Source organism: Citreicoccus inhibens, from assembly GCF_019039035.1.
GTDB lineage: Bacteria > Myxococcota > Myxococcia > Myxococcales > Myxococcaceae > Citreicoccus > Citreicoccus inhibens.
Genome location: NZ_JAHNZT010000011.1, coordinates 221,484 through 235,047, shown reverse-complemented (window position 1 = coordinate 235,047; position 13,564 = coordinate 221,484). Strand labels below are relative to the sequence as shown.

The 13,564-nt window shown below is 70.8% G+C and carries 1 protein-coding gene; it reads right to left on the bottom strand.

Features of this window, described 5'->3' with window-relative positions; genetic code table 11:
* Positions 1-13,394 (bottom strand): non-ribosomal peptide synthetase/type I polyketide synthase (locus KRR26_RS16205; RefSeq protein ID WP_217080249.1); only part of this gene is annotated, 13,394 nt, incomplete at its 3' end.
* Positions 13,395-13,564: the final 170 nt, after the last annotated feature.

Genomic DNA, 13,564 nt, shown 5'->3' with positions numbered 1-13,564 from the left:
ATGGACTCGGGTGTCTTCGCCACCTGCTGCTCCACCAGGTGGTGCACCTGCTCGTCCCGTGGGTACTCCGCGGCGGTGTCATTCCACGCCACCAACACCCGCGCCCGCTCCGACTCCGTGAGGAGCGAGAGCTCGGACAACGGCACATCGGGCGAGGCCACCGCCCACTCCAGGACTCGCTGGAAGTGTTCGGTCATCCGCGCGACCGTGGAGGCCGCGAACAGGTCGGTGCTGTACTCCAGGATGCCCTTGAGACCGTCCTCCGTCTCCGTGACGTCGAGGGTGAGGTCGAACTTCGCGCCGAGGCTCGGGATGGGCTGTAGGCGCACCTTCATCCCCGGCAGCGCCACATCCGCGACCGGCACGTTCTGAAGCGCGACGAGCACCTGGAACAAGGGAGGGCGCCGCTGCCCTCGGGGAACATCCATCGCCTCCACGAGCTTCTCGAAGGGCACGTCCTGGTTCGCGTATGCGCCCAAGGCCATGCGCTTCACCCGCCCGAAGAACGTCCGGAACGAGGGATCGCCCGAGAGATCTCCGCGCAACACCAGCGTGTTGACGAACAGTCCCAGCAGGCCCTCCAGCTCCTTGCGGTTGCGACCCGCGATGGGCGTGCCGACGGTGATGTCCTCCTGGCCGGAGTACCGACCGAGGACGATTTGAAGCGCCGCGACGAGCCCCATGAAGAGCGTGCCGCCCTCGCGCAACGCCACGGCCTTGAGCTGCTCGGTCAGCTCGCGAGGCACGAGCACGGGCTGGCTGGCACCGCGCCCCGAGGGCTTCGCCGGGAGGGGGAAGTCCGTGGGCAAGGACAGTGCGCCGTTCACGCCACGCAGGGCCTGCTTCCACCACCCCAGCTGAGCTTCCAGTTCGGCGCCCTGGAGCCACCCTCGCTGCCACAGCGCGAAGTCGACGTACTGGAGGGGCGGCTCAGGGAGCCTCGCGGGCGCACCCATGCGACGCGCGGTGTAGAGCATCACCAGTTCGCGCGAGAGCACCGCGCCGGACCATCCGTCCGTGATGATGTGGTGGAGGACGAGCAACAGGACGTGCTCCTCCTCCCCCAACCGCAGCAAGGTCGCGCGCATCAGCGGCCCTTGCTCCAGGTCGAAGCGCTGGAGGATCCGCTCGCGCAGCGCGGACAGCAGCTCGGTCTCGCGCCGAGCGGCGGGGACATGGCGCAGGTCCACCTGCTCCAGCGGCAGCGTCATCGAGGGGAAGACGTGCTGGACGGGCGCGTCGGCGGCGTGACGGTAGACCGTGCGCAGCACCTCATGTCGCACCACCAACTCCTGGAGCGACTGCTCCAGCGCGGCGACATCCAAGGCGCCACTCAGGCGCAACGAGATGGGCGAGTGGTACGCGATGCTCGTGGGGTCGAGCTGTGCGAGGTACCACAGTCGCTGCTGCCCGAACGACAACGGCAAGGGCCCCGCGCGTGACACCCTGCGAATGGCGCCACCGGGCGCACCCGAGGCAACCTCGTTGGCGCGCGGGGGCCCAGGCACCTGCGACACAGGGCGCGGCGGGACGACGGACCGGCTGACCGGAGCGGGCGCAGGGCTGACACCGGAACCTTGCGCCGGAAGGGAGGCAGGCCGCCGCGCGATGCTCGCGAGAACCTCCACCTGTCCGTCCGCGCGGTATCGCGCCGAGACGTGCGTTCCGTACAGGCGAGCCCCACTCCCGTCCGGCGCTCCCAGCAGGCGTGCACGCGAGCGCTCCGGATCATTCCAGAAGCCCATCGGCACGGCCTCGCCCCCCACGAACAACTCGCCCACCACACCCACGGGAGCGCGGCGACCCGAGACATCGAGCACGAACCGGGGCCCCTGCGTCTCGGACGCATGCGGCAGCACGGGCACGGGCGAGACCACCCTCGCGGAGGCCGCCCGCTGGAGCGAGGCCGCCAGGTCAACCGAGACGCCCTCGGCCTCGTCGACCACCCACGTGCGCACCGACTCCAGGCGCGACTCCGCCTCGGGCAGATTCGCGAGCGTCCGCGCGAACGCGGAGCCACAGCGCAGATGCACGGGCGACCCCGGACGCAGCCAGTCCACCACCGACGGCGACACCGCCTCGCGAGACGGCTCCGAGGAGGGGCGCGGACGCTCTCCCTGCACGCGGCGCCGCAGGGTGTCCAAGTGACGCAGCCCCTCCATGGCCACGCCATGCGGGAGACCGAAGTCCACGAGGCACGCGACCTCATCCACGTCCGCTTGCTGGAGCTGCGCCATCCGCGCGGCGAGCGAGTCCGGCGTGCCGAACAATCCGCCGGCCTCCAGATAGCGCGTGACGCCCTGCTCCAGCAGCGTCTCCAAGTCCTGGGGCGAGAGCTGCCGCACGTCGAAGCCCAAGCCCTGGCTGGCCACCAGGCCCTGGAGCAGCTCCACCGAGCTTCGGAAGTAACGCAGCAACGGCTCGCGCGCGAGCCGCGCCACGTCCTCGCGGCGCTCCGTCACGAACGTGTGCAGCATCAGGACCACGTGGCCCCGGTCATGTCCCGCCGCGCGCCGCGCCGCCCGATAGAGGGCCACCTTGCGGGCCAGCTCCTCGAAGTCCTGTCCCAGCCCGAGCACGTTGGTGAGCAGTCCCGTGCCCAGCTCGCCCGCCATCCGGAAGGTCTCCGGGTTGAAGGCGGCGGTGATCCACAGGGGCAGCTCGGATTGAACGGGGCGCGGGCGAATCGAGACATCGACCTCGACGCCGGCGCCGTTGACGCGGCGAATGGAGCCCCCCCGCCATAGCCGCCGCACCTCCTCCACGCCACGGCGCACGGCCTCCGGGCGTTGCTTGAAGTTCTCTGGAGCGAAGATGAAGTCATTCGCGTTCCAGCCCGTGGCGAAGGACACCCCCGCGCGTCCGTCCGAGAGGTTGTCGATGACGGACCACTCCTCGGCCACGCGCACGGCGTCATGCAGCGGCAGCACGACGCTGCCAGCGCGCAGGGACACGCGCTCGGTGATCATCGCCAGCGCGGCGGTCGTCGTCGTGGGGCTGGGATACGGGCCACCGAAGGCATGAAAGTGGCGTTCGGGCGTCCACACCGCGCTGAAGCCATGCGTGTCCGCGAACCTCGCGCCGTCGAGCAGCAACTGATACTTCTCGCGGCCCGCGGCGTCCGCATCCGCCGCGAAGTAGAACAAGCTGAAGTCGAGCGCGCGTGAGCCTCCCGAGCGTCCGGCCCCGGAGCGCTCCTCGACCCCGGCTCCCGCCACGACGACCTGGAGCCCACGCGTGAGCGCCCACAACGTCTCCAACTCGGCGCCATCGCGCGCCAGCTCCGGCGTCACCAGCCAGAGCTCTCCAGGGCTCGCGGACATGCGCGCGTCGAGCAACGCGAAGCGATGCCCGAGGTTCTGGTGGCTCAACACCACCCGCGCGGAGTCCTCGCCACTGCGCTCTGGCACGAGGGAGGCCATGCCCTGCGGATCCACGCGCGGAAGCGCCGCTGCGCTCACCACCGCGTCCGTCGACACCGGGAGTCGGACGACCCGAACGTCCGCCAGCGTCGCGGGGGCGCGCACCCCACTCCCTGTCACGAACACCACGGGCTGACCTTCCACGGCCAGCGACGCCACCGTGCTCCACTGCGTCGGCGTCACGAGCGCATAGGCGCCACCCGCCGCGAGCACGCCCCACAGCGCGACCGCGCGCTCCAGCAGGTCCTCGACGCAGACGGCCACGGGAACACCTGGCCCCACGCCATGACGCCGCAACATCGCCGCGAGCGCGAGCGACTGCGTCCGCAAGGCGCGCCACGTCAGCGAGCGCGAACCTTCGCGCAGCGCCACGGCCTCGGGCGCGGCCTCCGCCCGCTCCAGGAGCAGCGCGGGAATGGAGACCGCCTCCAAGGCTTCACCCGACTCGGGGCGCTCGAGAGACAACCTCGACATCGCGAGGTCCGGGGAGGCCATCGCGTCCGTCAGGAGTGCTTCCATCTGCGACAACATCCGCGCGATGGAGGCCGCGTCGAACAGGTCGACCGCGTACTCGAGGATGCCTGAGAAGCCCTGCTCGTCCTGCCGCATGAGCACGGTGAGGTCCGCCAGCGCGGTGCCGTACTGCGCGGGGAGCTCGGTGACGTCGAAGTAGCTCAGCCGCAGCCCGGGGAACTCGAGGATGGGCGCGGACACATCCTGCGTGTGCAGGAGGAAGACCGCGTCGAACAGGCGGGACAGCCCGCTCTCCGCGCCCGGCTCCAGTTCGCCCAGGAGTTGCTCGTAGGGGACATCCGGGTTCGCGAACGCGGACAGCGTCGTGTCGCGCACACGAAGGACCAGCTCCCGGAAGCTCGGATCTCCCTCCAGCGAGGTTCGCAGCGCGAGCGCATGGGCGACGTAGCCAATCTGCGGCTCCAACTCGGGCCGGGTGCGGTTGCCGATGGACGTCCCCACCACGATGTCGTCCTGCCCCGAGCACCGGGCCAGCAGCGCCTTGAAGCCCGCGAGCAGGGTCATGTAGGGCGTGACGCCCTCGCGCTGACTGAAGGCCTCCAGCGCGGTGCCAAGGCCCCGCGAGAACGCGAAGGAGTGTCGCGCCCCGCGCCGCCGCGCCCCGGCCACGCGCGGGCGATCGAGCGGCAGGGGCAGCGGTCCCGGGCGCCCCGCGAGCCGCTCCCGCCAATACGCTTGCTGCGAGGCCAATGAGCCATCGACCACCGCCTGGCGCTGCCACGCGGCGAAGTCGATGTACTGAATGGACAGCGTGGGCAACTCCACAGGCTGCCCGAGCACGTAGCCCGTGTAGAGCGCGACGGCCTCGCGGATGAAGTTCACCAGCGAGAGGGTGTCCGCGACGATGTGGTGGATGGTGAGCAGCAGCACGTGCTCCACATCCGCGAGGCGCAGCAGGTGAACGCGCACCAGCGGCCCCGCATCCAGCGAGAACGGGGCCGCCGGGTCGAGTCGCGCGCGCCGCATGGCCTCGGCCTCGCGGTCTCCCACGAAGTCGCGCAGGTCCACGACCGGCACCGAGATGCGGACTTCCGGAAGGACGTGAGGCGCCGCCCGGCCCGCCACGTCTCGGAACACCGTGCGGAGGGATTCGTGACGGCGGATGACGTCGTTGAAGGCGCGCTCCAGCAACGGCACGCGCAAGTCACCCGCGATGCGGACCGCGAGCGGCTCGTTGAAGATGGAGCTGCCGGGCTCCTGGCGCTCCAGCTCCCAGACCCGAGCCTGGACGACGGAGAGAGGAAGCTCACCCGTCCGAGGAATCGGAGCGATGGACACACCAGCCCTCGCGACCTCGGGAGCCTCCACCTGGAGCCGGTTCTCGATGCGCGCGGCGAGGCTCGCCACGGTGGGCGCCTCGAACAAGTCACTCAGGGGAATCTGGACGCGGAACTCCTCACGCAAGCGCGTCAGGAGCTGCGCCGCCATCAGCGAGTTGCCGCCCAAGGCGAGGAAGTTGTCGTCCGGTCCGATGTCCTCAACGCCCAGGCGCTCGCGCCACAGCGCGGTCAAGCGCAGCGCGATGTCCCCGCGCGGCGCGGGCGGAACGCGCGGGGCCGAGACCACCTCCGGCAGCGTCAGCACGGGACGTACGACGCTCCGGGACTCGAACGGATAGCCCGGGAGCGACACGCGATGGCGACGCTCGTGCGCGAAGAAGCCCTCCCAGTCCACCATCGCGCCGGCGCACCAGAGCGCGCCCAAGGACTCCAGCAAGGTCTCTTCGTCCGAGTGCGACGTCCCCTGGCGGCGCAGCGACGGCACCACCCGCGCATCACGCTGGGTTCGAAGCGCTGGACGCGCCAGCGTCGTGAGGTGCTGGTCCGGTCCCGCCTCGATGAACCAGCGGAACCCGGACTCCACCAACGTGGCGAGGCCGTCCGAGAAGCGCACGGGCTCTCGCATCTGGCGCGCCCAATACTCGGGCGAGGTCGCCTCGCCGGGCCGGATCCAGGTACCGGTGAGGCTGGAGATGTACGGGATGGAGGGTGCGTTGAGCGTCAGTCCGGCCACGGCCTTCTCGAGCAACGGCATCACCGGCTCCACCGCGCGCGAATGGAACGCGTGCGCGGTCGCGATGGCCACCCTGCCCTCGCGTCGCTCCGTGAGCACGCGCTCCAGATGTTCCAGTGCCTCGCGAGGCCCAGACACCGTGCAGCGGTCCGCCGCGTTGATGGCGGCGATCTCCACGCCCTCGGGCAGCAGTGGGCGCAGGGCCTCGACGGACATGCCCACCGCGAGCATCCCGCCCGGCGGCAGGCGAGACATCCATTCGCCACGCAGCACCGCCAACAAGAGCGCGTCTTCCAGCGAGAGGACGCCCGACAAACAAGCGGCCGCGTACTCCCCGAAGCTGTGTCCCAACAGCGCGGCGGGCTGAATGCCAAAGCCCATCCAGGTCCGAGCGAGCGCGTACTCCACGGCCAACAGCGCCGGCAGCGCGAAGCGGGGCTCGCGCAGACGCGACTCCGCCTCCCCCTCGTCACCGGGCTCGGGGAAGAGCACCGCGCGCAGGTCCTCGGACAGTCCGACGGTGGGGAGGATCTCCAGACAGGCGTCGAGCGCGCGCCGGAACGCGGGCTCGGAGGCATACAGGTCTCGCGCCATGCCGACCGACTGCGCGCCCTGCCCTGGGAAGAGGAACGCCACCTGCCGCGCTCGCGCCACCTCATTCGAAACGGCCTGCGTCGCCCGGCCCGGCTCCGCGAGCACGCGCGCCAGCTCCGCGCCGTCCTCGACCACGACGCACTGACGGAACTCAAAGGCCCGGCGCCCCAAGGCGCGGGTGTAGGCGAGATCCGCGAGGTCCACGTCGGGGTGGGACAGGACATGGCGCGCCAGCTCTTGCCCCAGGGACTTCAGCGCGCCCTCGCTCCTCGCGGACAACGTGACGAGCTGCCGACCCCGCGAGCTGCCCATCGGCAACTCGGGGGGCGGCGCCTCCTCCAGCACGAGGTGCGCATTGGTGCCACCAATGCCAAAGGAGCTGACAGCCGCGCGCCGAGGCACCTCGCCGCGAGGCCACGGACGCAGCGAGGTGTTCACGAAGAAGGGGCCGCGCGAGAAGTCCGCCTCGGGATTGGGCTGCTCGAAGTGGAGGCTGGGCGGCACCTCGCCGTGATGCAGCGACAGGACGGCCTTGATGAGGCCGGCCATGCCCGCGGCGGTATCCAGGTGGCCGATGTTCGTCTTCACCGAACCAAGCGCGCAGTAGCCCCGCTGCTCGGTGTGCGCGCGGAAGGCGCGAGTCAGCGCCGCGACCTCGATGGGGTCGCCGAGCGACGTCCCCGTCCCATGCGCCTCGACGAGCCCGATGGTGGAGGCATCGACCTGCGCGGCGGCGAGCGCGCGCGAGATGACCTCCCGCTGGCCTTGAATGCTGGGCGCGGTGTAGCTGACCTTCGCATCGGCGTCGTTGTTGAGGGCCGAGCCCTTGATGACCGCGTAGACGGTATCGCCATCGCGCACCGCGTCCGCGAGGCGCTTGAGCACCACCACGCCCAACCCATTGCCCAGCACGGTGCCTCGCGCGCGGGCATCGAACGCGCGGCAGTGCCCATCCGGCGAGAGGATCATCCCCTCCTGGAAGAGGTAGCCCGTGCGCTGAGGCAGCGACACCTTCACCGCGCCCGCGAGCCCCACGTCGGACTGACGCGTGCGCAAGCTCTGACAGGCGAGGTGCACCGCGACCAGGCCCGTGGAACACGCCGTGTAGACATTGAGGCTCTCGCCGGAGAGCTTGAGCTTGTAGGCCGTCTTGGTGGCCACGTTCTCGCCGGTCGTGGTGCCGAGCGCCTCGAACAGGGCCGCCGGCTCCTTCTTCGTCTGACCGAGAAGCGACAGCAGGTGTCCGCCCGACGAGCCCGCGCCGGCATACAGCGAGATGGCCCCGAGGACGCGCTGCGCGTCATAGCCCGCGTCCTCCAACGCATGCCACGCGCTCTCGAGGAAGAGGCGCTGCTGCGGATCCATCCATTCGGCCTCCCGCGGAGAGACCTCGAAGAAGGCCGCGTCGAAGTCGTCCGCGCCATCCAGCACGCCCCCGGCCGGCACGAAGTCCGGATGCTCGCGCATCGCGGCGGACAACAGCGGCGAGTCCTCCAGCTCCTCCGAAGAGAAGCGCGCGATGGACTCCACGCCCTGTCGCAGGTTCTCCCAGAAGGACTTCACGTCCTTGGCCCCGGGGAACCGGCCCGCCATGCCGACGATGGCGATGTCGCGCCCCTCCCCCTCGGCCCGCGGCTCACTCGCTGACGACCGCGGCGCTCGGGGCTCAGGCGCCGCGCGTTCGCGCTCCAGGCGCGCGGCGAGCGCGTGCACCGTCGGATGCTCGAAGAAGTGCGTGACGGGGACCTCGCGCCCCAGCTCGGCGCGCAGCTGGGTGCTGGCCTTCACCACGGTCAGCGAGCTTCCGCCCAGCCCCTCGAAGAAGTGGTCATGCACGCCCACGCGGGGCACCTGGAGGACCCGGGCCCAGACGGCCGCGATGGTCCGCTCCAACTCGGTCGTCGGCTCGACGGACTCCGGCGCGAGGGAGACGGGGACGCTCTCGTGCTCTGGCAGGGAGCGACGATCGACCTTGCCACCGGGCGTGAGCGGCAGCTGCGCCAGCCGCATGAAGAACGAGGGCACCCACGCGTCCGGGAGCCGCTCGCGCAGGAAGCGGCGCAGGGTCCCCGCCTCCAAGTCCCCTTCGCCCACCACGTAGGCCGTCAGGCGCGTCTCGCCGCCACGCTCGTGAGGAACGACCACCGCCTGACGAACACCGGGGTGTCGAGACAAGGCCGCCTCGACCTCCCCCAGCTCGATTCGGATGCCGCGCACCTTGACCTGCGCGTCGCGGCGACCCACGAACTCCAGGCGGCCATCCGCGAGCTGACACACCATGTCTCCGGTGCGATACAGCCGCTCGCCGGCGCCCCGCGTGAACGGATGCGGAACGAAGCGCTCGGCGGTGAGCGCGGGCTGATTCAGATAACCACGGCCCACGCCAATGCCACCCACGCACAGCTCACCCGGCACGCCCACCGGCACGGGCTGCATCTCGCGATCGAGCACGTACACACCCGCGCCCGCGAGGGCCCGCCCGATGGACGGACGCCGAGGGTCCACCTCCAGCTCCACGGTGGCGCAGATGGAGACCTCGGTGGGCCCATAGCCATCCAGGAATCGGCGTCCGGCCTGCCAGGCCGCGGCCAGCTCCGGCGTACAGGCCTCGCCCACGGACGCGACCACCCCCAGCGCCGGGAGCGCGGACGGACTCAGCTGCGCGAGCGAGGTGGGCGTGGCGATCAACGCGTCGATGCGCTGCGAAGCCAGCACCTCCTGCAAGGTGGAACCCGCCAGGAGCGTGCCGGGAGGCGCGAACACCAGCTCGGCGCCCGAGCACAGCGCGGTGAACACCTCACACACCGAGGCATCGAAGCCAAAGGACGCGAGCTGGAGGATGCGTCGCCCAGGTCCCAAGCCGAGCGCCTCACCGAACGCGACCGCCGTGTTGCTCAGCCCTCTGTGCTCGATGAGCGCCCCCTTGGGCGTTCCCGTCGAGCCAGAGGTGAAGAGGACATAGGCCAGGTGCCCCGGAGACACCGCGGACTCGGGCGCGGACTCGGGGAAGCGGGCGATCGCGCTCGCCTCCACGTCCAGGAGCACCAACATCTCCCCGCTCGTGCCCAACTCGTCCGCCAGCGACGCCTGGCTGATCAGCACGGGGACCCGGGCCTCGTCCAGCATGGCCGCCAGTCGGCCCGGAGGATACGAGGTGTCGAGCGGGAGGAACGCGCCCCCCGCCTTCAACACGCCCAGCAGCGCGACCACCAGCTCGGGCGTGCGCTCCAGGTACACGCCCACTCGAACCTCGGGGCCTACGCCCACCGAGCGCAGGTGCGCCGCGAGCTGATTGGCGCGAGCATCCAGCTCCCGATAGGACCACGAGCGCGTCCCCAAGGTGAGCGCGGGCCCACCGGGCGTCCGACGGGCCCAGGCCTCGACATGGTGGTGCGCGCAGCGCGCGGGGGCCGCGGGGCTCGTGTGGCTCCATTCGAGCAGCGCGCGTTGGCGCTCCTCGGGCGTCAACAACGACAGCTCGGAGACGCGACGCTCGGGCTCCGCCACGGCGCCGACCAGGAGCATCTCCAAGTGGCGCAGCATGCGGGCCACCGTGTCCCCGTCGAAGAGGTCCGTGGCGTACTCACACAGCAACTCAACGCCGGAGGCCGTCTCGGTCACGCACAGCGTGAGGTCCAGCTTGGTGGCGCCCGTGTCGCCCAGGCTGCCTTCTAGCGTCAGGCCCCCCGGCAAGCGCGCCGACGTGGGCAGCGCCTCCTGGAGCACCAGCTTCACTTGGAACACGGGCGCGTGGGACAGGCTGCGCTCCGGGTTCAGGGCGCGGACCAGCTCGTCGAATGGCAAGTCTTGATGGGCCCACGCGGCGAGCGCCTCGTCATGAAGTCGCGCGAGGACCTCGCGGAAGTTCGGCGCGCCGGAGAAGTCACCGCGCAAGGGGAGCTGGTTGACGAACAACCCCAGCAGCCCCGCGAGCTCCGGGCGCGCGCGATGCGCGGCGTCCACGCCCACGACGAGGTCCTCTTGTCCGGTGTAGCGATGCAGCAGGAGCTGGAACCCCGCCAGCAACGTCACGAAGGGCGTGGCGCCACCATGGCGCGCGAGCGCTCGCACCTGCTCCCAGGTCGCCAGCTCCAAGCGGCGGCGCACCTGCGCCCCTCGGTACGACTGGACCGCGGGACGAGGACGATCGCCTCGCAGCTCCAGGACAGGCGGTGCGCCCATCAAGTGGTCGCGCCACCAGGCGATCAGGGCATCGAGGCGCGCGCCTTGAAGCCACTGCCGCTGCCAGACGGCATAGTCTCCGAACTGCACCGGAGGCTCGCCGAGCACGGCCGCGCGCCGCTCCAGCGCGGCCGCGTAGAGTTCACCCAGCTCCCCCACCAAGACGCGCATGGAGCCGCCGTCCGTGACGAGGTGGTGCAGCGTCAGGAGCAGCACATGCCGCTCGGGCTCCAATCGCAACAGCGTGGCGCGCAGCAGCGGCCCCTGCCCCAGGTCGAAGGGACGACGGGCCTCCTCACGCGCCAGCCGGAGCACCTCCGCCTCTCGCGCCGCCTCGGGAGCCGTGGAGAGGTCCACGAGGGGAAGCGTCAGCGACGCGGATTCGAGGATGCGCGCCAGGGGCTCGCCCTTCGCGTCCTCCGCGATGACCATGCGGAGCACCTCGTGCCGCCGCATGAGCGCTCGCAGGCCGCGCTCCAGCGCCGAGGCGTCCAAGCGCCCCGCCAGTCGAGCCACGACCGGGACGTTGTAGAACGCGCTGCCTGGCTCCAGTCGCTCGAGGAACCACAAGCGCTGCTGCGCGAACGAGAGGGGCGGAACCCCACCCGACGGACGCCGAGGAATCGCCTCGCGCGCGGGCTCGCTCGTCCTGCGCGCGGCAATCTCCCGCACCAACTCGGCGGCGCTCACGCCCCGCAGCAGCGCCTCCATGGGGATCGCCACGCCCAGGTCACGCTCCAGCCCGTGCGCCAACTCCACGGCGGCGAGCGAGTCGAGTCCGTACCGCGTCAGCGGGACATCCGACTCCAGCGCCTCCACCCGCGAGCCCAGGCGCGCCGCGATGCGGGCGAGCACAGCTGACTCCAGCGACGGCAGCTCACCCTCCGCGAGCGCATCCGCGGCCTCGCGCGACTCGAAGCGCCCCGCTCGCCACACGTGCAGCTCGCGCAACTCGCCAGCCAGGAAGGCCTCACGGGTCGCGCTGCGCCGCACCTTCCCACTGGACGTCTTCGGCAGACTCCCCGGCTCGATGAGCACGAGCGCTGCGGGCAGCACCTCGTGCACCTCCGACAGCCGCTGTCGGATCGCCCCCGCGACGTCGTCGATGGCCCCCTCCAGCTTGCGCGCGTCCACCTCCTGCACCACCACCAGCCGCTCTTCGCCATCCAGGTCGAGGGCGAACGCCGCGCCACACCCAGGCCGAAGCGCCGGGTGACTCTGCTCCACCGCCAGCTCCAGGTCCTGGGGATACAGGTTGCGTCCGCGCAGGATGATGAGGTCCTTGCGTCGCCCCGTGACGTAGAGCATCCCCGCATCGAGGAACCCCAGGTCCCCGGTCCGGAGGAACGGCCCCTCGCCGCTCGCGAGGTGCGCCTGGAAGACCTCGGCGGACGTCTCCTCGCGACGCCAGTAGCCCCGAGCCACGCTGGGCCCACGCACCCAGATCTCCCCCACGTCTCCCTGGGCGCGGACCCGCGACGTCTCGGGGTCCACGACGAGGACCTCCTGCGATGAAAGCGTCCTGCCGCTGCCCACCAGCACGCGCCCTTCCCCGAGGACAGGCGCCGCATGCCCCTGCTCCAGCGCCTGGATGTCCACGCGCCGCAAGCGAGGCGGCTCGCCCTTCACGCCCCCGGTGACGATGAGGGTGGCCTCCGCCAGGCCGTAGCAGGGATAGAGCGACTCGCGCCGGAAGCCGTGCGGCGAGAAGGCATCGGTGAAGCGCTGCAGCGTCTCGGCGCGGATGGGCTCGGCGCCACAGAACGCGACCTCCCAGCGGCTCAAGTCCAGCCCTTCTCGCTCGGCCGCGGGGATGCGGCGCGTGCACAGCTCGAAGGCGAAGTTGGGCCCGCCGCTGATGGTTCCGCCGAAGCGCGTGAGCGCCTCCAGCCAGAACCGGGGCCGCTTGAGGAAGGCCAACGGCGACATCAGCGCGGTGTGGAACCCCTGCGCCAACGGCACCAGGATGCCGCCAATGAGCCCCATGTCATGGTACGGCGGCAACCAGATGACGCCCACGCTGTCAGCGCGCGTTTGAAAAGCGCCGCGTATCAACCCGAGGTTGTGCAGCAGGTTGCGGTGGCTCAACATCACGCCCTTGGGCGTGCCCGTTGAGCCCGAGGTGTACTGAAGGAACGCGAGCGACTCCGCCGAGACCTCCGGGCGCCTCCACCCTGTCTCGTGCTCCAGCTCCGGCCCATCCGTCGCCACCCAGCGCAGCGCGCGCAGATCCGGCGCGTCCTGGGTGAGGAACTCCGCCATCTCCGCGATGACGGACGTGGTGAGCACGACCGTCGCACCCGAGTCCTCGACGATGGCGCGCAGTCGCGGCAACGTACGCTCCAGCCGCGTAGGGTCCGGCGGATACGCCGGCACCGCCACACAGCCCGAGTAGAGGCACCCGAAGAAGCCCGCCACGTACTCGACGCCCGGCGGATACAGCAGCACCGCCCGCTCCCCCGCCGAGGCCACCGCCTGGAGCCGCGCGGCGATCCTCCGCGCCCGCTCCGCGAGCCCGTCGCTCGTGAGGCTCACCTCCCCTCCTGGCTCGTCCTCCAGGAACGTGAACAGCCGCTGCGCGGCGTGGGTGACGCTTCGCTCTTCGAGGAGTTCGATGAGAGTGCTGGGCTCGGTCATGGCGAGAGACACGCGGGCTGTCTTTCCTCGTTTCCATCAATAGCCGAGACTCCAGTCATTTCGCCAATGCCCGGATAAAAGACAGACAGGCGCAGCTGGGGTTCAGTTCAAGCTCACAGCAACCGTGAAGCTCCAACGGCAATCGGCACCATCGCGCGACATCAACGTGAACCAGACAACAC